The organism is Kribbella sp. NPDC056861 (genome assembly GCF_040687575.1).
Lineage (GTDB): Bacteria > Actinomycetota > Actinomycetes > Propionibacteriales > Kribbellaceae > Kribbella.
The window spans coordinates 194,521-217,985 of sequence record NZ_JBFBNQ010000009.1 but is presented as its reverse complement, the minus strand read 5'-3'; the positions used below and the strand labels follow the sequence as shown (position 1 = coordinate 217,985).

General features: G+C 67.8%; 24 protein-coding genes and 1 riboswitch. Of the genes, 7 read left to right on the top strand and 17 right to left on the bottom strand.

Annotated features, from left to right (window positions below; all coding sequences use genetic code 11):
- Window positions 1-195: 195 nt before the first annotated feature.
- Window positions 196-1,821, bottom strand: coding sequence for a phosphomethylpyrimidine synthase ThiC (gene thiC / locus AB0P21_RS37920; protein ID WP_363703720.1), 1,626 nt, complete (start codon window positions 1,819-1,821; stop codon window positions 196-198).
- Window positions 1,811-1,931: riboswitch (TPP riboswitch) on the bottom strand. Its footprint overlaps the gene before it by 11 nt.
- A gap of 48 nt (window positions 1,932-1,979) precedes the next feature.
- Between thiC and AB0P21_RS37915 the strand changes: the two genes are divergently transcribed.
- A complete protein-coding gene (locus tag AB0P21_RS37915) occupies window positions 1,980-2,729 on the top strand; it encodes a lysophospholipid acyltransferase family protein (RefSeq protein ID WP_363703718.1) in 750 nt (249 codons plus the stop codon).
- 193 nt (window positions 2,730-2,922) lie between these two features.
- Complete coding sequence (locus AB0P21_RS37910; protein ID WP_363703716.1) at window positions 2,923-3,459, top strand: hypothetical protein; 537 nt, start codon at window positions 2,923-2,925, stop codon at window positions 3,457-3,459.
- Here the strand turns inward: AB0P21_RS37910 and AB0P21_RS37905 are convergent.
- From AB0P21_RS37905 to AB0P21_RS37865, 9 genes are all read right to left on the bottom strand, one after another.
- Window positions 3,456-3,689 (bottom strand): hypothetical protein, encoded by a 234-nt coding sequence (locus AB0P21_RS37905; RefSeq protein WP_363703714.1) that lies wholly within the window; start codon window positions 3,687-3,689, stop codon window positions 3,456-3,458. The genes AB0P21_RS37910 and AB0P21_RS37905 overlap by 4 nt on opposite strands.
- 10 nt (window positions 3,690-3,699) lie before the next feature.
- The gene (locus tag AB0P21_RS37900; protein WP_363703712.1) at window positions 3,700-4,839 is read right to left on the bottom strand and encodes an inorganic phosphate transporter; all 1,140 of its coding nucleotides are present in this window, start codon (window positions 4,837-4,839) and stop codon (window positions 3,700-3,702) included.
- 77 nt (window positions 4,840-4,916) lie between these two features.
- Complete coding sequence (locus AB0P21_RS37895) at window positions 4,917-5,915, bottom strand: inorganic phosphate transporter (protein ID WP_363703710.1); 999 nt, start codon at window positions 5,913-5,915, stop codon at window positions 4,917-4,919.
- Between the two features lie 2 nt (window positions 5,916-5,917).
- Window positions 5,918-6,550: a DUF47 family protein gene (locus AB0P21_RS37890; protein ID WP_363703708.1), complete on the bottom strand. Its 633-nt coding sequence runs from the start codon at window positions 6,548-6,550 to the stop codon at window positions 5,918-5,920.
- 138 nt (window positions 6,551-6,688) lie between these two features.
- Window positions 6,689-6,994, bottom strand: coding sequence for a DUF202 domain-containing protein (locus tag AB0P21_RS37885; RefSeq protein WP_363703706.1), 306 nt, complete (start codon window positions 6,992-6,994; stop codon window positions 6,689-6,691).
- Window positions 6,991-7,329, bottom strand: a complete 339-nt coding sequence (locus tag AB0P21_RS37880) for a DUF202 domain-containing protein (protein WP_363703704.1) — start codon at window positions 7,327-7,329, stop codon at window positions 6,991-6,993. Before AB0P21_RS37880 ends, AB0P21_RS37885 begins: the two co-directional genes overlap by 4 nt.
- Window positions 7,326-8,579 carry a glycoside hydrolase family 3 N-terminal domain-containing protein gene (locus AB0P21_RS37875; RefSeq protein ID WP_363703702.1) on the bottom strand — a complete coding sequence of 418 codons (1,254 nt, stop codon included), beginning with the start codon at window positions 8,577-8,579 and terminating at the stop codon, window positions 7,326-7,328. Before AB0P21_RS37875 ends, AB0P21_RS37880 begins: the two co-directional genes overlap by 4 nt.
- A 23-nt stretch (window positions 8,580-8,602) precedes the next feature.
- A complete protein-coding gene (locus AB0P21_RS37870; protein WP_363703700.1) occupies window positions 8,603-9,109 on the bottom strand; it encodes a MarR family transcriptional regulator in 507 nt (168 codons plus the stop codon).
- Window positions 9,084-10,010 (bottom strand): DMT family transporter, encoded by a 927-nt coding sequence (locus tag AB0P21_RS37865; RefSeq protein ID WP_363703698.1) that lies wholly within the window; start codon window positions 10,008-10,010, stop codon window positions 9,084-9,086. The genes AB0P21_RS37870 and AB0P21_RS37865 overlap by 26 nt, the downstream gene beginning before the upstream one ends.
- Before the next feature lie 38 nt (window positions 10,011-10,048).
- Between AB0P21_RS37865 and AB0P21_RS37860 the strand changes: the two genes are divergently transcribed.
- Window positions 10,049-10,669, top strand: a complete 621-nt coding sequence (locus AB0P21_RS37860) for a helix-turn-helix domain-containing protein (protein ID WP_363703696.1) — start codon at window positions 10,049-10,051, stop codon at window positions 10,667-10,669.
- A 24-nt stretch (window positions 10,670-10,693) separates the two neighbouring features.
- Here the strand turns inward: AB0P21_RS37860 and AB0P21_RS37855 are convergent, their stop codons facing one another.
- Both AB0P21_RS37855 and AB0P21_RS37850 read right to left on the bottom strand, forming a co-directional pair.
- Window positions 10,694-11,350 (bottom strand): potassium channel family protein, encoded by a 657-nt coding sequence (locus AB0P21_RS37855; protein ID WP_363703694.1) that lies wholly within the window; start codon window positions 11,348-11,350, stop codon window positions 10,694-10,696.
- Complete coding sequence (locus tag AB0P21_RS37850; RefSeq protein WP_363703692.1) at window positions 11,347-12,015, bottom strand: acyl-CoA thioesterase; 669 nt, start codon at window positions 12,013-12,015, stop codon at window positions 11,347-11,349. Before AB0P21_RS37850 ends, AB0P21_RS37855 begins: the two co-directional genes overlap by 4 nt.
- 150 nt (window positions 12,016-12,165) lie before the next feature.
- Between AB0P21_RS37850 and AB0P21_RS37845 the strand changes: the two genes are divergently transcribed.
- Together AB0P21_RS37845 and AB0P21_RS37840 are read left to right on the top strand one after the other, a co-directional pair.
- Window positions 12,166-13,086, top strand: coding sequence for a hypothetical protein (locus AB0P21_RS37845; protein WP_363703690.1), 921 nt, complete (start codon window positions 12,166-12,168; stop codon window positions 13,084-13,086).
- Window positions 13,087-13,312: 226 nt separating this feature from the next.
- Window positions 13,313-14,656 (top strand): pyridoxal-dependent decarboxylase, encoded by a 1,344-nt coding sequence (locus AB0P21_RS37840; protein ID WP_363703688.1) that lies wholly within the window; start codon window positions 13,313-13,315, stop codon window positions 14,654-14,656.
- Between the two features lie 159 nt (window positions 14,657-14,815).
- On the opposite strand, the gene AB0P21_RS37835 is transcribed toward AB0P21_RS37840, so the two are convergent.
- The 3 genes from AB0P21_RS37835 to AB0P21_RS37825 all read right to left on the bottom strand — a co-directional run bounded on the left by AB0P21_RS37835 (window position 14,816) and on the right by AB0P21_RS37825 (window position 18,128).
- Complete coding sequence (locus tag AB0P21_RS37835) at window positions 14,816-15,481, bottom strand: fasciclin domain-containing protein (protein WP_363693832.1); 666 nt, start codon at window positions 15,479-15,481, stop codon at window positions 14,816-14,818.
- Window positions 15,482-15,593: 112 nt separating this feature from the next.
- Entirely contained in the window at window positions 15,594-17,411 is a 1,818-nt protein-coding gene (locus tag AB0P21_RS37830; RefSeq protein WP_363703685.1) for a molybdopterin-dependent oxidoreductase, read from the bottom strand.
- 90 nt (window positions 17,412-17,501) lie between these two features.
- Complete coding sequence (locus tag AB0P21_RS37825) at window positions 17,502-18,128, bottom strand: flavin reductase family protein (RefSeq protein ID WP_363703683.1); 627 nt, start codon at window positions 18,126-18,128, stop codon at window positions 17,502-17,504.
- 19 nt (window positions 18,129-18,147) lie between these two features.
- Between AB0P21_RS37825 and AB0P21_RS37820 the strand changes: the two genes are divergently transcribed.
- Together AB0P21_RS37820 and mgrA are read left to right on the top strand one after the other, a co-directional pair.
- Entirely contained in the window at window positions 18,148-19,029 is an 882-nt protein-coding gene (locus tag AB0P21_RS37820; RefSeq protein ID WP_363703681.1) for an aminoglycoside phosphotransferase family protein, read from the top strand.
- A gap of 65 nt (window positions 19,030-19,094) precedes the next feature.
- Window positions 19,095-20,132: an L-glyceraldehyde 3-phosphate reductase gene (gene mgrA, locus AB0P21_RS37815; RefSeq protein WP_363703679.1), complete on the top strand. Its 1,038-nt coding sequence runs from the start codon at window positions 19,095-19,097 to the stop codon at window positions 20,130-20,132.
- Between the two features lie 284 nt (window positions 20,133-20,416).
- Here the strand turns inward: mgrA and AB0P21_RS37810 are convergent, their stop codons facing one another.
- Both AB0P21_RS37810 and AB0P21_RS37805 read right to left on the bottom strand, forming a co-directional pair.
- Complete coding sequence (locus tag AB0P21_RS37810) at window positions 20,417-21,400, bottom strand: TAXI family TRAP transporter solute-binding subunit (protein ID WP_363703677.1); 984 nt, start codon at window positions 21,398-21,400, stop codon at window positions 20,417-20,419.
- Window positions 21,397-23,421, bottom strand: coding sequence for a TRAP transporter fused permease subunit (locus AB0P21_RS37805; protein WP_363703675.1), 2,025 nt, complete (start codon window positions 23,419-23,421; stop codon window positions 21,397-21,399). The genes AB0P21_RS37810 and AB0P21_RS37805 overlap by 4 nt, the downstream gene beginning before the upstream one ends.
- Window positions 23,422-23,465: the final 44 nt, after the last annotated feature.

The following is a 23,465-nucleotide window of genomic DNA, read 5'->3' as shown; positions in this document are numbered from 1 at the left end:
ATCACTCACCGTGATCATCCCGATGGCCACCGAATTCCCAATTCTCCGCTGAATCCGGCCCTTCGCGCACCCCGACTCACCGCCGTTCTCACACGGAGTCAGGATGTTTTCGGACCGATTCAGCAGCGGACCGGGCAGTCCCGAAATACTTCCCGGGGTACCCCGGGCGCGCAGGCCCGGAGTACCCCGGATGGGTCAGTCAGCCAGCGGCAGGTAGAGCTTGGCGTCCTTGGCCTTGAACGTCTCCGACATCTCGGCGAAGCCGGCCTCGATCGCCTCGGCGGTGTCCAGACCGTTCTCCGCGGCGTACTTGCGGATGTCGGCGGTGATCCGCATCGAGCAGAACTTCGGCCCGCACATCGAGCAGAAGTGCGCGGTCTTGGCGGGCTCGGCCGGCAGCGTCTCGTCGTGGTACGAGCGAGCCGTGTCGGGGTCCAGCGAGAGGTTGAACTGGTCCTCCCAGCGGAACTCGAAGCGGGCCGTCGACAACGCGTCGTCCCAGTCCTGCGCGCCCGGGTGCCCCTTGGCCAGGTCGGCCGCGTGGGCGGCGATCTTGTAGGTGATCACGCCGACCTTCACGTCGTCGCGGTCCGGCAGGCCGAGGTGCTCCTTCGGGGTGACGTAGCAGAGCATCGCGGTACCGAGCCAGCCGATCTGGGCCGCGCCGATCGCGCTGGTGATGTGGTCGTAGGCCGGCGCGATATCAGTTGCCAACGGCCCCAAAGTGTAGAACGGCGCCTCGTGGCACAGCTCCTCCTCGAGCCGGACGTTCTCGGCGATCTTGTCCATCGGCACGTGTCCCGGGCCTTCGATCATCACCTGGACGTCGTGCTGCCAGGCGATCTGGGTCAGCTCCCCGAGCGTTCGCAGCTCGGCGAACTGGGCCGCGTCGTTGGCGTCCGCGATACAGCCCGGCCGCAGTCCGTCGCCGAGCGAGAAGGTCACGTCGTACGCGCGGAGGATCTCGCAGAGCTCCTCGAAATGCGTGTACAGGAAGGACTCCTGGTGGTGCGCGAGGCACCAGGCGGCCATGATCGAGCCACCGCGCGAGACGATGCCGGTGATCCGCCGGGCGGTCAGCGGCACGTACCGCAGCAGCACTCCGGCGTGCACGGTCATGTAGTCGACGCCCTGCTCGCACTGCTCGATCACCGTGTCGCGGTAGACGTCCCAGGACAGCTCGGTCGGGTCGCCCTTCACCTTCTCCAGCGCCTGGTAGAGCGGCACGGTGCCGATCGGGACCGGCGAGTTGCGCAGGATCCACTCGCGGGTGGCGTGGATGTTCTTGCCGGTGGACAGGTCCATCACCGTGTCAGCGCCCCAGCGGGTGGCCCAGACGAGCTTCTCCACCTCCTCCTCGACCGAACTGGAGACGGCCGAGTTGCCGATGTTCGCGTTCACCTTCACCAGGAACTTCTTGCCGATGATCATCGGCTCGGACTCCGGATGCCGGTGGTTGACCGGGATCACGGCCCGGCCGCGCGCCACCTCGGCCCGGACGAACTCGGGCTCGACGTTCTCCCGGATGGCGACGTACCGCATTTCCTCGGTGATCGTCCCGGCGCGCGCGTGCGCCAGCTGGGTCAGCGGCTCGCGGCCGGCCACCCAGTCCCGGCGTACGGGCGGAAGCCCTGCCTGGACGTCGATCTGGGCGTTCACGTCCGTGTACGGCCCGGACGTGTCGTACAGATCGAAGTGCTCCCCGTTGGTGAGGTTCACCCGCCGCTGCGGGACCCTCAGCTCGGAGGTGTAGATCTTCTCTGATCCGGAGATCGGGCCCGTGGTGACATTGGGCCGGACAGAGTTGTTCACAGTGGTCACGATGCTCCCTACGCCGGAATTACCCGGACAGGTTCGGCGGTCGGCGGCGCCGGGATCGAACCCAGCCGCCCTCTCAGCCCGCTACAGCGCGAGCTCCCGCGGTATCAACTTGTCGCCGTCACCCTAGCCTCCGTTGACCGAGCGGGTAACGTCAGCTCATGCGCGACATTGTGTACCCGCCGGTGATCGGCCTGGTAAAGACCGGCTTCAAGGTGCTCGACCTGGGGATCACCATGGTCGGGACGGAGCACATCCCGACCACGGGCGGTGCCGTGCTGGCGGTGAACCACATCAGCTACGTCGACTTCGTGATCGGCGGCTACGGCGCCCAGCCGAGCAAGCGGCTGGTCCGGTTCATGGCCAAGGAGGTGCTCTTCCGCAACCGGTACTCCGGTCCGCTGATGCGCTCGCTGCACCACATCCCGGTGGACCGCGGCGCGGGCGCGGCGTCGTACCGGCAGGCGGTCAGGTACCTCCGCGACGGCGAGCTGGTCGGCGTCTTCCCCGAGGCCACCATCAGCCGGTCGTTCGAGCTGAAGGACTTCAAGTCGGGCGCGGTCCGGATGGCCGCCGAGGCGGGTGTGCCGGTGATCCCGATGATCCTGTGGGGCACCCAGCGGATGATGACCAAGGACCACCCGCGCGACTTCTCCCGGCACCAGAAGGTCTCCATCACCGTCGGCGAGCCGATGCACGTCGCCCCGGAGGACGACGCCCTCGAGGCGACCGCCGAGCTGCGCGCCACGATGGCCGGGATGCTCGACCGCACGATCAGCTCGTACGCCGAGAAGCCGGCCGGCGCCTGGTGGCTGCCCGCGTCGTACGGCGGCAGCGCGCCGACACCCGCGGAGGCCGACCGGCTCGACGCCGAGGAGCTGCGCGAACGCGCCGCCAAACGCCGGAAATAGGCAGTAACTCCGCACAGCCGATCCAGTTATAGCGGTAATCGGTATCCGGACGAGGGGTTGACCCCAGGGCGGCCCACGGGTACCAAAGGTCTTTGGTAGTCGAAGCAGGACCTGGGGGGTCCCTCTCGACGGCAGGCTGCCGCGTTCCCGCCCCGGGCGCTCTGTCTGCGGTCATCGGGCTGGGCGGGGGGAAATGACAATCTTGTACGGATCAGACGAAGAGCTGCACCTCTTCGAGCCGGGGAAGCTGAGCATCCCGGGCAACGTCGCGGAGGAGATCCCGGACGTCGGGGTCTACTTCCTGTACTGGGCGACGCAGAACCTGCGCCCGGAACAGGCCCGCGAGATCGAGTCGGCGGTGAACGGCCGGCGCTGCCAGAACGGCTGGTTCCCGCTGGAGAGCCTGGACAATCTCGGCCGCCGGGGCGCCTGGCGGGGGCCGCTGACCTACCTGGCCCAGATGACCGCGAAGGACCCGGCGATCGTCAAGGCGTGGGCGACCATCAACATGCCGCCCGACGGCCACAAGGCGCGGATCGAGGACACGGCCGACCGGCTGCTGCACCAGCAGGGCCATGCCGCCGCCGCGACCTGGGTGATGGCGGTCCGGCCGCACGCGTTCCTGAGCCTCACCCTGCTCGGCGACTCCCTCTACAACAACTGGGAGAGCTCGGTGGCCTCGCTCCGCCCCAAGGACGTCGCGAGGTCGGTCCGCCGCTGGGGCCGCTAGTGGAACTGCGGGATGATCAAATACAACCCGTAGAGAACTGCACCTACGCAAGCCAGGAAACAGACGCCTGCCACCGCGGTGTCCGCCGGTGCCGTGCCCTTCTTCTCGTCGATCGCCACCGCGCGCCGCGACAGCGCGGTCACCCCGACGGCGAACAGCACCGCGATCCCGACCCCGAAGACCAGGCTGGCGATCGCGACCTGACCGAGTGCGCTCCAGTCGATGTGCATCCGTGCCTCCTCAAGCAGCCGGTACTGCGCTCGCCGGGGTCGCCGTCGCGCCCGGGTACTCGTTGACGTTCTTCGACGTCACCGGCTTGCGCCGCGACGCGTAGTACAGGCCACCGCCCGCTGCGGCCGCGGCGACGGCGATGATCGCGACACCGGTGTTGCCGGAGTTGGCGACCCTGCCTGCGAGTGCCCCGACCAGGGCGGCGGCCGGCAGCGTGAACAGCCAGGCCAGTGCCATCCGGCCGGCGACCGTCCAGCGGACCTCCGCGAGACGCTTGCCGAGGCCGGCGCCGAGGATGCTGCCGGAGCAGACCTGGGTGGTCGACAGCGGGAAGCCGAGGTGCGAGGAGGCCAGCAGGACGGCAGTGGAACTGCTCTCGGCCGCGAAGCCCTGCGGGGACTCGATCTCGGTCAGGCCCTTGCCCATGGTCCGGATGATCCGCCAGCCGCCCAGGTAGGTGCCGAGCGCGATCGCCAGCCCGGCGGCGAAGATCACCCACAGCGGCGGCCGGGAGCCTGCCGCCAGACTGCCCGAGGTGATCAGCACCAGCGTGATGATGCCCATCGTCTTCTGCGCGTCACCGGTGCCGTGGGCCAGCGAGACGAGCGAGGCGGAGGCGATCTGGCCGACCCGGAAGCCGTCGTCGACGGTCTTCTTCCGGGCCCGCCGGGTGATCGTGTAGGCCAGGTAGGTGCCCAGCAGGGCGACCACACCGGCCACGATCGGGGCGGCGACAGCCGGCACGATGATCTTCTGGACGACCGTGCCGAAGTTCACCGCGCCGCTGCCGGCCGCGATCCAGGTGGCCCCGATCAGGCCGCCGAACAGGGCGTGCGACGAGGAGCTGGGCAGACCGACGTACCAGGTCAGCAGGTTCCACAGAATCGCGCCGACCAGGCCGCCGAAGATGATCGGGACGGTGATTTTCGCGTCGTCGACCAGCCCGCTCGAGATGGTCTTGGCGACCTCGGTGGAGACGAAGGCGCCGGCCAGGTTCAGGATCGCCGACAGGCCGACGGCGACCTTCGGTTTCAGCGCGCCGGTGGCGATCGACGTCGCCATCGCGTTGGCGGTGTCATGGAAGCCGTTGGTGAAGTCGAACACCAACGCGGTGATGATGACCACGATGACAAGGAACGACAGATCCATCTCGTCCACATCCCGGAGGGCGGCGTCAGGGGCGCTTTCGACGCTAAGCCCGCCGGGTTAAATCGCAGTGAACTGAACTATTCCAGGATCAGATGGACAACGAAGTACACCCCGGCAGCCACCAGACCGGCGGCCGGAATCGTCATCACCCAGGCCAGGACGATGCCCTTCGCGACGCCCCAGCGGACCGCTGACAGCCGCTTGGTGGCGCCCGCGCCCATCACCGCCGAGGTGATCGTGTGCGTGGTCGAGACCGGCGCGTGCAGGCCGATCGCCATCACGTAGAGCACGGTCGCGGCGACCGCCTCGGAGGCGAAGCCACGGGCCGGGTCGAGGTGGATGATCCGGCGCCCGAGGGTCCGCATGATCCGCCAGCCACCCGAGTAGGTACCGAGCGAGATCGCGGTCGCGGCCGAGATCTTCACCCAGGTCGGGATGCCGTCCTCCTTGTTGACGTGCCCGGTGGTGAGCAGCGCCAGGAAGATCACGCCCATCGTCTTCTGGGCGTCCTGCAGACCGTGGCCGAGCGCCATCGCGGCCGCCGACAGCGACTGCGCCAGCCGGAAGCCACGGGTGGTCTTGCCGGGGTTGCTGCGGCGGAAGATCCACAGGATCGCCGTCATCAGCAGGAAGGCGCCGAAGAAGCCGATGGCCGGTGACAGCACCATCGGGATGACGACCTTGTCGACGATGCCGGACCACAGCACCACGCTGGTGGAGGCCAGTCCGGCGCCGACCAGGCCGCCGATCAGGGCGTGCGAGGACGAGGACGGCAGGCCGAAGTACCAGGTGATCAGGTTCCAGGTGATCGCGCCGACCAGCGCAGCGATCACGATCACCAGGCCGTGCTGCCCCGCCGGGATGTTGATGATGCCCTTGCCGATGGTGTCGGCCACCTCGGTGCCGAGGAAGGCGCCGACGAAGTTCATCACCGCCGCCATCACCAGGGCGACCCGCGGCGTCAGCGCCCGGGTGGAGACCGACGTCGCGATGGCGTTCGCGGCGTCGTGGAAACCGTTGGTGTAGTCGAAGGCGAGCGCGATGACGATGACCGCGATGACGAGCGCGAGCTCCACGCTCAGCTCTCCTTGACGGCGATCTGCTCGACCGTGTTCGCGACGTGCTCGAAGGCGTCGATGGCGGCCTCCAGCAGGTCGACCACGGTCTTCACCTTCATCACCGTCAGCGCGTCGAACTCGCCGCTGAACAGCTTGGCGATGATCCGGCGGTGGACCGCGTCACCGGTGTTCTCCAGCCGGTTGATCTCGATCCAGTACTCGGCCAGGTCCTTCATGGTGCGCAGGCTCGGCATCGTCTCGGCCGTCAGGGTGGCCATCCGCTGCAGCACCTCGATCTGCTCGGCCACCTCGGCCGGCAGGCTCTCGAGACCGAAGAGGTGGACGTTGTCGACCGCCTCCTCCATGAAGTCCATCACGTCGTCGAGATCGGAGGCAAGCCGGTAGATGTCCTCCCGGTCGAACGGCGTCACGAATGTCGAGTTGACCCGGCGAATGATCGAGTGGGTCGTCTCGTCCGCCGCGTGTTCGGCGTCCTTCATCTGGACTGCGATCTGGTGACTCGCGGACAGTCCCGATCCGGCCGTGCTGCCGAGCAGCTCAGCGAGAATGCGGGATCCGTCCACCAGGTGGTTGGCGGATTCGGTGAACAGGTCGTAGAACGTCGGGTCGTTCGGACGCAGACGTAACCGCACTTCAAGCTCCGGGTGAACGAGGGACAAACCGTGAACATGCTAGGGGCAACGGACCGCTGACGGAGCATCCGCCTGCTCAAGGTACCGCGAGATGACGGCTACGTAGACTCAATGCCGCCGGAAAGTGATCGGAAGACTTCACCGCGTGACCACCGCATAGAGGTCGAACACCCCCACCACGAGCACCAGACCGGCCGCCAGCCGCAGTACTCGCTCGGAACCCAGGGCGGTCGGGCGGACACCCCGGCGGTAGACCGCGCTGACAGCGGCCCAGCAGCCCAGTGCGAGCACTGTGACGACGATTCCGAGGCCCAGCCGGACGTCAGACGTACCGTGGCCGGAGGCAAGCAGCAGGCCCCCGTTGACGACCAGTCCCAGCGACGTACGGCGCCAGGCCAGCAAGGTGCGTTCGGCCTGGAGACCAGGATCACGTTCTGTGTTCATCGCCACAGGCTGAACAACAGGCCGATCAGCCCGACCACGGCGATTGTTGCCCCCAGCACCAAAGGCACCCTGGTCACCGGGAGTGGTCCGCCGGTTCGCATCGCGGTCTGATTGGCCTGCCAGCGCCGGAAGGCGCCTGCCGTGGTGACGATCCCCGCGGCGACCAGGATGATGCCGATGATCCGCGCGGGCCACCGGTCCGGACCGAGGTCCAGGAACTGTACTGCGGACAGCCCACCCGCGTAGCAGGCCAGCGAAGTGCGCAGATAGGCCAGGTAGGTGCGCTCGTTGGCGAGCGTGAACCGGTAGTCCGGCTCCTGCTCGGGCATGCTCATCCGCAGCTCAGCAGGCCGTAACTCTGCTTGAGCGTGAGGACCCGGCGAGCGCTGGTCCGGACACCCTCCGCGAATCCCATGTCCTGCTGGGCCTTCGCGACCAGCGCGTTGATCATGGTCGAGGTCAGCGAGGCCTTGGCGGTGATGACGATGTCGCCGCCCGCGGCGACGAACCGGGTGGCCCGCTGACCGGCCGGCACCGACGCGACCTCCGCGGCCGCACCGACGTCGTCGGTGATCACGACCCCGCCGTACCCGAGATCGCCGCGCAGCATGCCGCCGATGATGGTCGGCGAGAACACCGCCCGGTTCTTCGGGTCGATCTTGGTGTAGGTCACGGTGGAGATCATCACCAGGTCGGAACCGGCCTGGATGCCGGTGGCGAACGGCGCGAGATCGCTGTCGTTGCGGGTGGTGACGGTGTCCACCACTCCGGAGGAGAAGTCGGTGTTGCCCTTCACCCGGCCGAGCCCCGGGAAGTGCTTGACCGAGGTCATCACACCGGCCGACTTCATCCCCCTGACGAAGGCGGCGACGTGCGGGCTGACCTTCTCCGGCGTGTTCCCGTAGCCACGATCCAGCGCTCCGATGGGCGCGTTGCCATCACCGAGAGACGCCGGTACTACGTCCGCGACCGGCGCGAGGTCCATGTTCACGCCGGCCTGCTTGAGCTGGGTGGCCCAGGTCTTGGCTTGGGCGGTCAGCTTCTGGTCGGACCAGGTGGCTTGCACCGTCGCGGCTGGGATGCGGTCGAAGCCAGAGCCCTTGAGGCGCTGGATCTTGCCGCCTTCCTGGTCTGCGGCGATGAAGGGACGCACACCCTTCACCGTGGCCGCGGTGCTCGCCGTAGCCATCGCAGTACGGGTGTGGGAGGCGCTGCCGCCGGGGCCCATCAGCAGGAGGCCGCCGGGCTTCTGGGCGGTGGCGATGGCTCGCTCGGCCGAGGTCATGCCGTTGGTGGCGATACCGGTCATGATCAGCTGGGCTGCCTGCTCGCGCAGAGTAAGTTGCTGGAGCTTCTGGTCCACGCAGCTACCACCAGGCGGTGGTGGCGTGACGGTCTGGCTCGGTGTCTGGCCTGGAGACTGGCTGGGCGGCTGGATCGGCGTACTCGGTGGTGGGGTCTGCCGAGTGACCGTGGAGGAGGGCGCAGTACTCGGGCCCGCCGTTGGGGTGTCAGTGTCGCCGCAGCCTGCGAGCAGGGTGGCCGCAACTACTACGGCCAGTGCTCGGCTTCCCGTGGTCTTCATCCCGATCATTCTTGCCCATCGAGCTAGGCGGGCGAGGGACCAGCGCCCTTCGGCTCCCAGACAGCGCTGTCGTAGGTGCCGCCGGAGTGTCGGGCCAGGGCGGCGCAGATGTCCAGCAACTGCTCGACCTGCTCGCCGCTGAGCGCGTCGAAGACGGCCTGCCGGACGGTCTCGACATGGCCGGGCGCGGTGTCCTTGAGCTTCTGCCGGCCTTCCTCGGTGATGATCGCGACCTGGCCACGGCGGTCCGACTCGATCCCCTCGCGGCGGACCCAGCCGACCTTCTCCAGCCGGTTCACCGCGTGCGACAGCCGGCTGCGCGAACCGAGGGTGGAGACGGCGAGCTCGCTCATCCGCAACCGGCCGTCGTCGGCGTCGGCCAGCCGGACCAGGATCTCGAAGTACGTGTGCGGCATCCCGGCGTCGCGCTGCAGTTGCTGCTCGATCCGGCCGTTCACCACGCGCTGGGCCGCGATGAACGCTCGCCAGGCCCGCTGCTCTTGGTCATCCAGCCACCGTGGTTCCGCCATGGTCGCAGCGTAACGAGATCCTGGTCCTCGTGCGCCGTGGGCGGACCGTGATCAGCAGAACAGCCAGCGCGCAGAGCAGCATGCCGCCGACCGCGAGGGCGCCGATCGTCTCGCCGAACAGCAGGAAGGCGAAGACCATCGTCGTGGGTGGCACCAGGTAGAGCAGGGCGCTGATCCTGGTGGCGCCGGACAACTTGAGGTTCACCAGGTACAGGCCCCAGCCGCCACCGGTGGCCAGGACGACCAGCCACAGGACCGCGCCGTAGAACTGGACTTCGTGCGGCACGGTCAGTTGGCCGGTGGCTGCGGTGACCGCGACGAAGAACACGCACGAGACGAGACTCTGCAGGCAGAGTGCGTCCAGCAGGTTGGCGGTCGGCTTCCGGTGCCGCTCCCAGATCGTCCCGGCCACCAACCCGAGCAGGCCGCCTAATGGGAGGAGGAAGAGGACTGCCTTCGCGTGGCCCGCGCCAAGGTCATCCGCCACAACCAGGGCTACCCCGCCGACGCCCAGGACGAGGCCAAGCCACTGTTTGCTGCTGACTCGTTCTCCCAGCAGCGGACCGGCCAGCGTGGCGATCAGGATCGGTTGCAGCGAGCCGATCAGGGCTGTCACTCCGGCCGAGATGCCATGGTCGATGCCCGTGAAGATCAGGCCCAGGTAGAGGCACTGGGTGAGCAATGCCATCACCACGTGGGTGACGAGATCGTTGCGAGTCAGCCGCGGCCTCCGCTTCAGCAGTACTACGGCCGCGATCGCTCCGGCGAGCAGATAACGCCAGGCGAGCAGATCGAAGGCCGACGCGTACTCCGTTCCCCAGCGGGCGCCGATGAAGCCGCAACTCCAGAACACGACGAAGCCGCTTCCGGCGAGGACTGGGAGCGCCTTGGGATTGATCATGCTCTCCAAGTAACCACACCGGTCGGTATACTGTCAGTATGGTCGTTCACCAGGCGAGACTTCTGACGGACCGAGGCGAGCTGGAGGCGGCCCGGTTGACGCCTGCCGGCGAGCGCATCCTGGCGGCGGCGTCGACGCTGTTCTACGAGCGCGGGATCCGCACGGTCGGCGTCGACGCGATCGCGGAGGCCGCCGACGTGACGAAGAAGACCCTGTACGACCGGTTCGGGTCGAAGGACAAGCTGATCGCGGCCTACCTGGAGCGCCGGAACCGGGTGTGGCACGCGTTCCTCGACGACCAGCTGACCGAGCGGCGGCCGGCCTCGCCGGAAGAGATGATCCTGGCGCTGTTCGCGGCGCTGACGGACTGGATGGCCGAGTCACGGCGTGGCTGCGGCTTCATCAATGCGAGCGTGGAGCTGGCAGCGCCCGACCACCCGGCGATGCCGGTGATCGTGGCGCAGAAGCAGTGGATGCGAGCGGAGTTCCTGGCGCAGGCTGTGGTGGGCGGCTTCGAGCGGGTCGAGGAGCTGGCTGATCGGTTGCTGTTGCTGCACGAGGGTGCGCTCGTTTGCTTCCGGGTGGCGGCGATGGAGGATGCGCCGGAGGTGGCGCATCGGGCTGCTGCGGATCTGCTGGACGGTTGGCCGCGTCGCTAAGCAGGTGGCCGCGCCGCTAGGCGGTCAGGTTCGTTTGGCGACGGTCAGGCCGACAAGACGGGACACGACCATCGCGACGTACCCGAGGCCGGCCAGCTGCTCGATCATCACCACCGATCGTCCCCAGGACGTGATCGGCACGATGTCACTCAGCCCGGTGCTGGACAGCGTGGTGAAGCTGAGGAACAGCAGCTCCATCCAGTTGCGGTCCTGCGTCGGGTTGACCGCGGCGGTGAAGCTGCCCGGTACAAGCGCCTGGACGAAGACGAACAGGTAGGCGAAACCCCAAGCCACCAAGGTGAACGTGGCACCGGTGGCATAGAGCTCGTCGGAGCTCACGTCGTGGTCGCCCAACATGTAGCGGAGCAGACTGTAGGCGGCATAGAAGTAGAAGGCCGCATGCAGCGCGTTGGAGATCGGCACGATCGCTTCGGTCGGCCAGAAGACGTCCACCAGCGACAAGATGACCGCCGGAATTCCCAGGCAGACGCTGACCCAGGTGAGCCCCGGCGTCGAACGCACCGAGAAGACCGCCAGCGTCAGGACGACGATGCCGAGGATCTCGAACGCGACCCGGCCACCGCGCGAGCCCTCCATCACCGGATAGACCAGGACACCGAGCAACTGGACGACCAGCAGGATGGCGGACGGATGCCGCCGGGCGCTGCCCACCAGCGTCATTCGGACGCCCCGCCCGTAGCTGCTCCGTCGATGCCTGCGGTGGCCGCTCCGCTCGTGCCCGCCACTTCCGGTGCTCCTCCGACCGTTGCACCGCTTGTGCCTGCGGCCGCCGCTTCGGTTGCCTCGCGAGAGTCGAGGATCGCCTTCCGCCGGGCCAGCCGATGACTGCGGCGGATCTCCGCCTCACGCATCCGCCGGTGATCCTCATCAGTCTCCGGCACCACCTGCGGCACAGCCCGCGGCTTCCCGTCCTCGTCAACCGCCACAAACACCAGGTACGCCGTCGCGACATGCACCTGCGGCCCGACCGCATCCCACCGATCAGCCGTGATCCGCACCCCGATCTCCATCGAGCTACGCCCGGTCCAGTTCACCTGAGCAGTGAAGTGCACGACATCGCCAACTCGAACCGGAACCACGAACACCATCTCGTCCATCGACGCGGTCACCGCCGGCCCACCCGAATGCCGCGCCGCAACAACCCCGGCGACCGAGTCGACCAGCGTCATCACCACTCCACCGTGCACGGTGCCGAGCAGATTCGTCTCGTGCTGGGCGGTGATGTGCGAGAGCGAGAGCCGGGTGGCCGACGCGGAGCGGCTCGTCACCTGGTCGCGCGCGCCACCCTCGGCCGGCGTGCCGTCTGCGCTGGGGGTGGCGGGCATGGTGTCGCTCCTCGGTGGTTCCTGGTCGTTCCCGGGTCGGGTTCGGTCGGTTCGATTCGCAGAATATCCGGCGGTTGTCCACAGCCACGAAGTACCGGGTCGGCAATCGCCCGAACACTCGTACTTTCTCTGTCGAAGGAGGTGGACAGCATGCTCACTCACGACAACTCCACCGAACGGGCCCTAGGCAACGAACCCGAGGCGCTCGCCCCACTGACCCGGGCCGAGGCCGCACACCTGGTGCGGCTGAGCCTCGAGGCCGCCGCCACCCACGCCCTCCCCGCACGGTACGACGGCGCCGGAGCCCTCATCCTGCAGCCACCCGGCGGCCGGTTCGAGGCAGGCCTGACCAACCTGGCAAGAATCGTGGCCGGCCAGCGACCACACCACTGGCCCCGCCTGGTCGGCGAACACTTCGACCGCCTCGCCCACGCCGTGCGCCACGGCCCGCCCCCACTCCCCGCCGACCCACAGCGCGAATTACTGCAGCGCCTAGCAGTGAAGGACTCCCTCGACCCCCGCCTCCTCGACGCGGCCCCCGAGTTCGTGCCGGGTCTCGTGTCCGTGCCTGCAACCAGCACCAACGGCACCATCACCATGTACTTCGCCCCGGAAACAGACCTCGGTCTGTCCTGGTCCACCGCCGAGTCCTACGGCCTCCGCAACCTACGCGCCCTGACCGACACAGTCACCTACGCGGAACACAACGGCATCCAGGTCGCCATGATCACCGGCAGCGACTTCGCCGCCTCCCGCGCCCTGGTCCTCGACACCGTCCTCCGAGAATCCCTCCAAGTCGAAAACCCGCAGTACGGCGTACTGGCAGCAATGCCAGCCCGAAACCTCCTGCTAATACACGTCATCACCGACCTGTCCGTGATCCCCGCCCTAGGCCTGATGCTCAACCTCGCCGGCCGCTCCCATGCCACCGACCCCGGCCCCCTGACCCCCTGGGTCCACCTGGTCACCCCCACCGGCTGGCACCTGGCCACCCGCCCCGACACCGACCCAGGACCTGGCCTCTCCCCACACTTCATCAACCTCATCCACAGACTCGACCAGGCCTCGTGACGCCATGAACACCCCCAATGGCAAAGTCAGATCCATGGAGCAGCCGACACCAAACCCTCCCAAGGCAGACCCGAGCAAAACCCTGCCCACGGCCGCGGACGAGACCCCCTCCCCGCCTGCTCAGCCCAGGCTCTCCGACCTCGCAGCCGCGAACGGAACCCCCGCCGAGTCAGGTGTGCCAGGTGCCTCCGATGCAGATCTTCGGGGAGCATCCAACCTCCGGGAGTTGTTCGGCAACGCAGCAACCCGCGCCGCGCAGTACCGGGAGTCCCTTGGCGACCGACCAGTCGGCGCAACCAAGACCTTCGCCGAAGTACGAGCCGCCTTCAACCGCCCCCTCGGCAGTGCCGGCCGACCACCTGCCGAGGTGATCGATGAGCTCGCCACCCTCGCCGAGGCCGGCCTCGTCTCCAGCGCCGGTCCGCGGTACTTCGGCTTCGTCGTCGGCGGAGCACTCCCCGCCGCGAGCGCCGCCGACATCCTCGCCACCGGCTGGGACCAGAACGCCTGGAACAGCGTCCTCTCACCCACCGCAGCCGCCGCCGAGGACGCCGCAGGCAACTGGCTCAAAGACCTCCTCGGTCTCCCCTCGACAGCCTCAGCCGGCTTCGTCACCGGCGCCCAGGCAGCCAACACCGTCGCCCTCACTGCGGCCCGCCACCACGTACTGAAGAACGCAGGCTGGGACGTCGAAACAGACGGCCTGGCCGGAGCTCCAAGCGTCCGGATCCTCGCCGGCGAGGAGCGACACGGCACGATCGACCGCTCACTGCGCCTACTCGGATTCGGCTCCGGCACCCTCGAACTCGTCCACAGCAAGGCCAACGGTGAGATCGACCTCGACGACCTGCGCGCCAGACTGACCGACCACGAAGGCCCCCTGATCGTCTGTCTCCAAGCGGGCAACGTGAACACCGGCGCCTCCGACGCTCTCGGCGAGGCCTGCGACATCGTCCACGAGTACGGCGGTTGGGTTCACGTGGATGGCGCGTTCGGCCTATGGGCGGCAGCAAGCCCAACGCACCGACATCAAGTGGCCGGCGTCGAGCGCGCCGACTCCTGGGGCTGCGACGGCCACAAATGGCTCAATCTCCCCTACGACAGCGGCTTCGTCTTCTCCGCGCACCCCGAGTCACATGCGGCCGCACTCGGCTACAGCGCCTCCTACCTGGTCACCTCAGACGAACCAGAGCCAGGCGACTACGTCCTGGAGTCCTCCCGCCGAGCTCGCGGCTTAGCGGTCTGGGCCGGCCTGCAAGAGCTAGGACGAGACGGCGTCACTCTCCTAGTCGACCACTGCTGCGCCTTGGCCAAATCCCTCGCCGAGCAACTGACCACGGCAGGCTATGAGATCGGCAACGAGGTGGTCCTCAACCAGATCCTGGTCTCCTTCGGCAGCGACGCGGAGACCGACCGAGTGATCGCCGCCCTGCAAGCCACCGGCACCTGCTGGATGGGCGGCACCACCTGGCACTCCAAGCGCTACATGCGCATCTCGATCTCCAACTACCAAACCACGCCAGCCGACCTGACCCGAACCCTCCAAGCCATCCAGTCCGTCACCCACTGAAGCCCCGGGAGGCCAAGGCAAGGACAGAGGCAGCGACAGACCAACAGACAGACAAAGACTGGGCGGCGCCCCGGCAGATGAGGCACCGCCCAGTCGGCAGTGAAGCTTTATTTCACTGAATTTCTAGTTACTGCTGGTAGTGCGTTTGTCCGACTGGGATCAGGCGGCCGGCGGCATCAGAACGGTGTCGATCAGGTACACGGTCGCGTTGGCAGTCTTGACGCCACCACAGATCACCTTGGCGTTGTTGACCATCAAGTTGTCACCGGAACCGGTGACAGTGACGGCGCCCTTCTCGACGCTGACCTGCTTGCCGACCACCGCGGCCGGGTCGAGCTGGCCCGGGATCACGTGGTAGGTCAGGATCTTCGACAGCAGCGCACTGTCGGTCTTCAGCGTGTTGATCGTCGCGGCCGGGATCTTCGCGAACGCGGAGTCCACCGGAGCGAACACCGTGAACTCGCCACCGTTCAGCGTCGAGACCAGGTCGACCTTCGGGTTCAGCTTGCCCGACACCGCAGCAACCAGGGTCTTCAGCAGCGGGTTACCGGAGGCGGCGGTGGCCAGCGGCGCGGCCGCCATGCCGTCGACCGAACCGGCGCCGGTCGGGTTCGCCTTGGCGTAGTCGGCGCAGCCCGGGCCGACCAGACCAGCGGCGTTGTCCATCGACGCGGACGCCGACGGGGTCTCCATCGGGGCCGAGGACGAGGAGGTGGCGGACGGGCTGTCGCCGGCCTTGGTGTCGTCGCTGCCACAGGCAACAGTTGCGAAGAGCAACGAAACGGCGGAGGCGGCGAGGGCTACACGCTTGATGGTGTGGGACATGACGATCCTTCTCCTTGGGGTGATGACTTTCCTGACGCGGCCGCTGAGGGACCGCCAGGTACTTACTTGCTGTTGTTGGTTTTTCGGGTACTGCCGCGGTGCTGGTGATCGGTTACTCGACCATCACCACCGTGTTGTGCAGGCCGCTCGACCCGTTCGGTCGCGGCGCGGCTCGATCGGCTGTCTGCACCTGTCCGGTGGCGTCGGTCGCCCGGACGGTGAGTGTGTGGTTGCCCGGCGTCGCGTCCCAGCGGAACGTCCACTGGCGCCAGGTGTCGATGGTGTCCTCGGCCGCGAGCTTCGCGGGCTGCCAGTCGCCGTCGTCGACCTGGACCTCGACCTTGGTGATGCCGCGGCGCTGCGCCCAGGCGGTGCCGGCCGCGACGGCCGGTCCGGCCTTGATCCGGGCGAAACCCTTCGGCACGTCGATCCGGGAGGAGGTCTTGATCGGCGCTTCGACGGACCAGCCACGATCGGTCCAGTAGGCGCTGAAGTCGGAGAACTTGGTGACCTCGAAGTCGACGATCCACTTGGTCGCGGAGACGTACCCGTACAGGCCGGGCACCACCATCCGGACCGGGAAGCCGTGTTCGAAGGGCAGCGGTTCGCCGTTCATGCCGAGCGCGAGGATCGCGTCCCGCCCGTCGGTGAGCGCCTGCAGCGGAGTGCCGATGGTGAGGCCGTCAACGCTGGTCGACTTGACCGCGTCGGCGCCGCCCTGGACACCGGCTTCGCGCAGCAGCTCGGCGATCGGTACGCCGATCCAGCGGGCGTTGCCGACGTACGGTCCACCGACCTCGTTGGAGACGCAGGTGAGGGTGATGTCGCGTTCGATCAGCCGCCGGTTGAGCAGATCGGCGAAGTTCAGCCGCAGTTCGCGGTCGACCATGCCATGGATGCGCAACTCCCAGCTGCGCGGGTCCACCTTGGGGACGGTCAGCAGCGTGTCGACCCGGTAGAAGCTCGGGTTCGGCGTGACGAACCGGCTCACGCCTGGGACATCAGCAGCCACTCCGGCGGGGATCGCCTGAGCTCTGTCGGCAGGTACAGGAATCTTGATCGCGCGTCGGGTCGCCTCGGTGACGCTGTCGGGGAGCAGTTGCGAAACCGCCAGCCCGCCAACTCCGGCAACACCAAGAGCCATTGTCGTCACCATGAACTTGCGCCGATCAAACCCGTCAGGCGCCTCAGCCTCGCCGTCAGCACCTGCGGCAGTGGAAGCCGAGCTGGTGGCAGACGCAGGTGAGCTAGCCGAAGCGGGAGCGTCAGCCGAAGCCGAGCTGGTGGCAGACGCAGGTGAGCTAGCGGAAGCGGAAGCGTCAGCCGAAGCAGGCGTGGCAGCAGCGCCGGGGGTGTCAGCCGTCTCGGCGGAGCCGGGCGTGTCAGCTGAAGCCGACTCCGGAGTGGACGCGGGAGTGGCGGATGCCGCGGGTGAGGTGGATCCTTCGGCGGCGGGGATGTTCCGGCGTCCGCCGCCACCGAAGGGATTGAGGGAGAGAGCCCGCAGCACCAGCACCATGCCGGTGGTTGCTATGAGCAACGTCACTACGCCAGGCAACACCTGGACGAAGTGGTTGGTGGCCAGTGTGCGTCCGGTGGCGGCGGCGAGGATCGCCAGTGCGCCAAGGAGAACCGTCATCCCGACAGCGACCCGCGGCTTCGAGGCACCGATCGCGCCGGCCAGCAGAGCGAAGAGGGTGACGACGAGCAGCACGACGCCGATCAGTACCGGCTTGTCGGCGGTGCCGAGGTTCTTGACGGCGAAGTCTTTCGCGGGACCCGGCGCGAGGTCGATCAGCTGGGTGCCGACACCGACCACCGGGGATGTTCCGCCGGCCAGGGCGGCGGTCAGTTCACCCAGGCCGAGTCCTGCGCCTGCGGCGAGCAAACCTCCCAGCGCTGCCAGGGCCCTGCGTTTCCGTGTGGTCATGCTGGTACTTCGGGCCTGACCACACCCCGGATGGGTGTGGAGCGAAGAAAGTTCTCACCCCGACGACACCCAAAGGATTTCGCTTACCCGTCAGGGATTCTGCGGTTCCACGTAGTCCCCCGGCCAGTCCGACCACCGGATCCGGCTGAGGTCGCGGATCTCGCCGAGTGTCGACCACTCGTTCCGCCCGAGCCGGGCCAGTGGCTGCAACCGGGTGATCTCGGGGTGATTGCCGTCCAGCACCGACTCGTCGATGCTGATCTGCCGCACCTGCCCGATCACCACCGTCGAGTCGCCCAGCTCCAGCGTGGTGTGCAGCGTGCACTCGATCGCGACCGGCGACTCGGCCACCCGCGGTACGGCGACCGTCCTGCTCGGTTCGAGGTGCAGCCCGACCGCGGCGAACTCGTCCACCTCCGGCGGGAAGTCCGTCGCCGTCGCGTTCACCTGCTCGAACAACGCCTCGGCCGCGAAGTTGACCACGAACTCCCCGGTCGCCTCGACGTTGTTCAGGCTGTCCTTGCGCCCGACCGAGGTGAACTGCACCATCGGCGGCCGCACGCACGACACCGTGAAGAACGAGTGCGGCGCCAGATTGAGCACACCGTCGGCCGACCGGGTCGACACCCACGCGATCGGCCGCGGCACGACCACCGCGTTCAGTACTGCGTAGAAGTCCCTGCTGCCGACAAGCTCCGGATCTACGTCTCTCCGCACATCCGCCAGTATGTGCCCTATGGATCGACCACTGCGCGACGCCCTCGCCACCCAGTACGGCGTACCGGCCGAATCCATCCGCGAAGCGCCAGGCGGGGTAGCCAACCGTGCCTATGCCCTCGGCAACGATCTCTTCGTGCGGATCCCCCGCACCCCGGCCTTCGACCAGGACCTGATCAAGGAGTCCACCGTCATCCCAGTCGCCCGCGCGGCCGGCGTACGGACTCCCGGCATCGTCGCCTTCGACACCACCCGAGCCCTCATCGACGCGCCGTACATGGTGCTCGAGCGAGTCCACGGCACCGACCTGGTTGACACCGACGAGCCCTCACCCGCCTTCTGGCAAGAGGTCGGCAGCCAACTCGCGCTGCTCCACCAGGTGGAACAACCACCAACCGGCGTCCACCCAGACAACGGCGGCGGAGACCCCCGCCCAACCGTCGACCAACTAGCCACAGCCGGCTACCTCGACCCCGGTACTGCGAACTGGCTCCTAGCCTGCTTCGACCACCTGACAGGACTCATCCCCGACAATCTCCCACCGGTCCTCCTGCACGGCGACCTGGCCCAACAGAACCTGATGACCCACGACAACCACCTGCAAGCCCTGATCGACTGGGGCGACGCCGCCTGGGGCCCACCCGGCATGGAGTTCGCCAAACTCCGCCTTGACCACGTGCTCCCAGTACTACGCAACTACCCGCACCACGAAGGCCTGGAGGCGAGCATCCTCTGGTTCCACCTCAGCTGGGGCATCAGCGGTCTCGCCAAGCCCCCACAGCCCGGCCAGCGGCACTGGACCGCCCCACCGCCGAGCCGACTACTGGGCGTACTGCGCTTCTACGCCTCGTCACCGCCCACCCCCTGGCGAGAACTGCTCAGTCAGAAGGCGCAGTACTGACACTCACAATTCCCGCAAAACAAGGGTTCGCCCACTTGTCACGACATGGGGCAGACTGAGGAACTGTGACTGACTACGTAGCCGCTCAGGACCGGTACGACGACCAAATGACCTATCGGCGCACTGGCCGCAGCGGACTGCAGCTGCCGGCGATTTCGCTGGGACTCTGGCAGAACTTCGGTGGTGACAAGCCGCTCGACACCCAGCGCGACATCCTGCGCCGGGCCTTCGACCTCGGTGTCACGCACTTCGACCTGGCCAACAACTACGGCCCGCCGTACGGCTCGGCCGAGACCAACTTCGGCGGCCACTTCGCCCGCGACTTCAAGCCGTACCGCGACGAGCTGCTGATCTCCAGCAAGGCCGGCTACGACATGTGGCCGGGCCCGTACGGCCAGGGCGGCGGGTCCCGCAAGTACCTGCTCGCCTCGCTGGACCAGTCGCTGGAGCGGATGGGCCTCGACTACGTCGACATCTTCTACTCCCACCGCTTCGACCCGGACACCCCGCTCGAGGAGACGATGGGCGCGCTCGACACCGCCGTCCGCTCCGGCAAGGCCCTGTACGCCGGGATCTCGTCGTACTCCACCGAGAAGACCCGCGAGGCCGCCGCGATCCTGGCCGAGCTCGGTACGCCGCTGCTGATCCACCAGCCGTCCTACTCGATGCTGAACCGCTGGATCGAGGAGGACCTGCTGGACACCGTCGGCGAACTGGGGATCGGCGTGATCGCCTTCTCGCCGCTGGCCCAGGGCCTGCTCACCGACCGCTACCTCGGCGGTGTGCCGGAGGGCTCCCGCGCCTCCAAGAAGGGCGCCTCGCTGGGCTCCGACCAGCTCACCGAGGAGACCCTCGGTCACGTCCGCGCGCTGAACGAGATCGCCAAGCAGCGCGGCCAGTCGGTGGCGCAGCTGGCGCTGGCCTGGACGCTGCGCGACGACCGGGTCACCAGCGCGCTGATCGGCGCCTCCAGCGTCGCCCAGCTCGAGGACAACCTGGCCGCGGTGAAGAACCTGAAGTTCACCCAGGACGAGCTGGACGCGATCGACGCCGACGCGGTCGAGGCCGGCATCAACCTCTGGAAGAAGAGCTCGGACCACTAGGCACCGGCGAGCCGTGAGCCGGCGGTCCAGCTCACAGAGCCGGACCCGCACGGCGATCGGCCCGCACAGCGATCGGGCCCGCACGCGATCGGGCCTGCACAGCGATCGGGCCCGTCACCACCGGATGCCTCCGGTGGGACGGGCCCGATCTGTTCCCTCCCCCACTGCGCCTGGTCGTGAGGGTGGGCCTGGTTCCCGCCGCCGCTGCGCCTGGTCTGCGGCGGTGGGTCCCTGCGCCCTCCCCCGCTGCGCCTGGTGTGCGGGGGAGGACGGATCATGGGGTGCTACTTCAAGGCATCGATCGCCTTCTTCGCGCCGGGGTGCAGCTCGACCGGGTCGGTCTCGCCGGCCTCCTCGATCTTGATCCCCTTGGCCGCCGCGTTCACCGCGATCAGCGCGTCCTTGTTCTCGAAGATCGCCGTGGTCAGCTTCTCGGCCAGGTCGTCCGGCATGTTCTTGCGGACCAGCAGCACGTTCGGCACGATGATGGTGGCCACGTCGCCCGGCTGCTTGTAGGTCGCCGCCGGGATGTTGCCCTGGGCATAGATCGTGCCGTAGGTCTTGTTCAGGGCCGGCAGCAGGTCGGTGATCGGGATCAGCTTGACGTCCTTGCCGAGGCTGGTGGTCAGGTCGGTGATCCCGCCGGTCGGCAGTCCGCCGGACCAGACCAGCGCGTCGATCGAACCGGCCTTCATCCCGTCCACCGACTCCGGCAGGCCGAGCCGCTGGGCCTTGACGTCGCGGGCAGGGTCGAGTCCGGCCGCCTCGAGCAGCCGCCGGGCGATCACCTCGGTGCCGGAGTTCGGCGAACCGGTGGAGACCCGCTTGCCCTTCAGGTCCGCGATCTTGCTGATCCCGGCCGAGGCCCGAACCGCGACCTGGGTGTAGTTCGGGTAGAGCCGGGTCAGCGCGACCACGTCCTGCTTGGTCTTGAAGCTGTGCTCACCCTTGACCGCGTCGGCGGCGGTGTCGCCGAGCGAGAAGGCGATGTCGTAGTTGCCCGCGACCAGACCCTGGACGTTCTGCACCGAGGCGCCGGTCTCGCTGGCGGTCGCGCGGTAGCCCTCGACCTTCTCGGAGAAGACCTTCGCCATCGCGCCGCCGAGCTGGTAGTAGACACCAGTGGTGTTACCGGTGGCGATGGTGAGCCGGCCGCTGTCGGTACCGGCACCCCCGGCCTCGGGCTCTCGTTGCCCTCCGCAAGCGACCAGGGAGACGGCAGCAGCGAGCACGACCACGGCGGCGGGGAGGCGTCGACGGGTTCTCATGAGGCGGCAGGTCCTTCCGTTGGTTCGGTCTGGCGGGCCCGCCGGACCAAGTTGGTGACGACGGCGACAACTAGCAAACCGATTCCGGCGGCGATGGTTACGGGTGCCAGGTAGAGCAGCAGCAGTGCCGCGGGGATGCAGATCAGCCGCTCGGCCCAGCCGGTCGCGACCACGATCCAGCCACCCGTCACGACGGCCAGCGCCGCGACGGCGAGGATCGAGACGGCGAGGGTCCACACCATCCCGATCAGGCTGCCCTGGCCCAGCAGCCGGGCGCCGTTGTCGGTCAGCACGAACGCGAACGGCACCAGGAACGCGGGCAGCGTGTACTTCCAGGCCTGCCACATCGTCGGCATCACCTTGCCGCCGGTGATCGCGGACGTGGCCACCGCGGCGAGCGCGGTCGGCGGGGACACCTCGGACAGCACCGCGTAGTAGAAGATGAACATGTACGCCTCGGGCGCGGTGACGCCCAGCTGCACCAGCGCCGGCGCGATGATCACGGCCGCGATGATGAACGACGCCGTCACCGGCACCGCCAGGCCGAGGATCAGTACTGCGAACGCCGACAGCACCACGGTCAGGATCAGCACCACGGTGTGGTTGTCGGTCAGCCCCTTGGCCGCGTCGACGATGATCGAGGCCAGGTTGAGCCCGAGCCCGGTCTGCGTGGTCACCGCGACGATCACGCCGGCGGTCGCGCAGGTCGCCACCACCGGCAGCACCGAACGGGTGCCTTGGGCAAGCGCTTTGAACAGCGGCCCGGCGGTCAGCCGGTGGTCTTTGTCCAAAAAAGATAAGGCGAACTGGATCAGTACGGCGTACACGACGGCCTTGAACGGCGGCACGTCCACCGCCATGAAGGCGATGATCACGAACAGCGACAGGAAGTGGTAGCTGAAGCGCTTGAGCAGCTTCCAGGCCGACTGGGTGGACGGCTCGCCCTCGGTGGTGCCGTGCCGGCGAGCGTCCATCTCGATCGCGAGCAGGATGCCCAGGTAGTACAGGATCGTCGGGATCACCGCGTAGCCGAGCACTGTCAGGTACGAGACCTGCAGGAACTCGGCGATGATGAACGCGGCGGCGCCCAGCGTCGGCGGCGACAGGATCGCGCCGATCCCGGCCGCGGCGAGCATGCCGCCCGCGGGCTCCGGCGGGTAGCCCGCGCGGCGCAGGATCGGCCACGAGACGGTGCCCAGCGAGACGGCGGTCGCAGTACCGGAGCCGGAGACGCTACCGAGCAGGAAGCCGGCCAGGGTGACGGTCCGACCGGGTGCGGTGCGGCTGCGCTTGAAGGCGGCGAAGGACAGGTCGATGAAGAACTTGCCTGCGCCGGAGTAGTCCAGCACCGCGCCGTAGATGGTGAAGAGCACGATGTAAGTGGCGGCGACGTTGAGTGGGGTGCCGTAGAAGCCGGCCGTGCCCATCGTGAACTGGGCGATGATCGCGTCGAAGTTGAAGCCCTGGTGGGCCAGCGACCAGGTGTAGGGCAGGAAGCCGCCGTAGTACGCGTAGGCGATGAACACCAGGCTGACCAGCGGCAGCACCCAGCCGGTGGTCCGGCGGCAGGCCTCGAGCAGCAGGACGAGGAGCAAGGCGCCGGCCAGCACGTCGAGGCCGGTCGGGGTCTGTCTGCGTTCGAGGAAACCGTCGAAGTCGAGGAGCGGGTAGAGACAGACCACCAGCGCGACCACCGCGAGCACCCAGTCGGTGATGCCCGGATCATCGGTCGAGCGGTTCTTGAACGGATTCAGGAAGGGCGGCACCTTCCAGCCCCGATAGCACACCAAAGTGATCGGGAGGACGGCTGCGAGAAAGATCACTAAGTAGAACTGGGTGCCGGCCGAGAGCGGGAAGAACACCTGGACCAGGACGCCGACGCTGATCACCGCACACCAGACCGAGATCACCCGGTCCAGGGCAGGACGAAGCCGCCGAGCGGGCTTTTCCTGCTCGTACTCGGCAAGTTCGGACTCGGAGAGCGTGGTGCTGCCGCCCCCCGTTGATGCACCCACAGTCATCGACCGATTCCCTCCTGTGTTCGAAGGCTAGTGTTGCCGACCAC

Bases quoted from the DNA above. Each gene is read 5' to 3' on its own strand.
- AB0P21_RS37915 (WP_363703718.1), top strand. From the start codon at position 1,980: ATGCGCGACATTGTGTACCCGCCGGTGATCGGCCTGGTAAAGACCGGC.
- AB0P21_RS37910 (WP_363703716.1), top strand. From the start codon at position 2,923: ATGACAATCTTGTACGGATCAGACGAAGAGCTGCACCTCTTCGAGCCG.
- AB0P21_RS37905 (WP_363703714.1), bottom strand. From the start codon at position 3,689: ATGCACATCGACTGGAGCGCACTCGGTCAGGTCGCGATCGCCAGCCTG.
- AB0P21_RS37900 (WP_363703712.1), bottom strand. From the start codon at position 4,839: ATGGATCTGTCGTTCCTTGTCATCGTGGTCATCATCACCGCGTTGGTG.
- AB0P21_RS37885 (WP_363703706.1), bottom strand. From the start codon at position 6,994: ATGAACACAGAACGTGATCCTGGTCTCCAGGCCGAACGCACCTTGCTG.
- AB0P21_RS37880 (WP_363703704.1), bottom strand. From the start codon at position 7,329: ATGAGCATGCCCGAGCAGGAGCCGGACTACCGGTTCACGCTCGCCAAC.
- AB0P21_RS37875 (WP_363703702.1), bottom strand. From the start codon at position 8,579: ATGAAGACCACGGGAAGCCGAGCACTGGCCGTAGTAGTTGCGGCCACC.
- AB0P21_RS37870 (WP_363703700.1), bottom strand. From the start codon at position 9,109: ATGGCGGAACCACGGTGGCTGGATGACCAAGAGCAGCGGGCCTGGCGA.
- AB0P21_RS37865 (WP_363703698.1), bottom strand. From the start codon at position 10,010: ATGATCAATCCCAAGGCGCTCCCAGTCCTCGCCGGAAGCGGCTTCGTC.
- AB0P21_RS37860 (WP_363703696.1), top strand. From the start codon at position 10,049: ATGGTCGTTCACCAGGCGAGACTTCTGACGGACCGAGGCGAGCTGGAG.
- AB0P21_RS37855 (WP_363703694.1), bottom strand. From the start codon at position 11,350: ATGACGCTGGTGGGCAGCGCCCGGCGGCATCCGTCCGCCATCCTGCTG.
- AB0P21_RS37850 (WP_363703692.1), bottom strand. From the start codon at position 12,015: ATGCCCGCCACCCCCAGCGCAGACGGCACGCCGGCCGAGGGTGGCGCG.
- AB0P21_RS37845 (WP_363703690.1), top strand. From the start codon at position 12,166: ATGCTCACTCACGACAACTCCACCGAACGGGCCCTAGGCAACGAACCC.
- AB0P21_RS37835 (WP_363693832.1), bottom strand. From the start codon at position 15,481: ATGTCCCACACCATCAAGCGTGTAGCCCTCGCCGCCTCCGCCGTTTCG.
- AB0P21_RS37830 (WP_363703685.1), bottom strand. From the start codon at position 17,411: ATGACCACACGGAAACGCAGGGCCCTGGCAGCGCTGGGAGGTTTGCTC.
- AB0P21_RS37820 (WP_363703681.1), top strand. From the start codon at position 18,148: ATGGATCGACCACTGCGCGACGCCCTCGCCACCCAGTACGGCGTACCG.
- AB0P21_RS37810 (WP_363703677.1), bottom strand. From the start codon at position 21,400: ATGAGAACCCGTCGACGCCTCCCCGCCGCCGTGGTCGTGCTCGCTGCT.
- AB0P21_RS37805 (WP_363703675.1), bottom strand. From the start codon at position 23,421: ATGACTGTGGGTGCATCAACGGGGGGCGGCAGCACCACGCTCTCCGAG.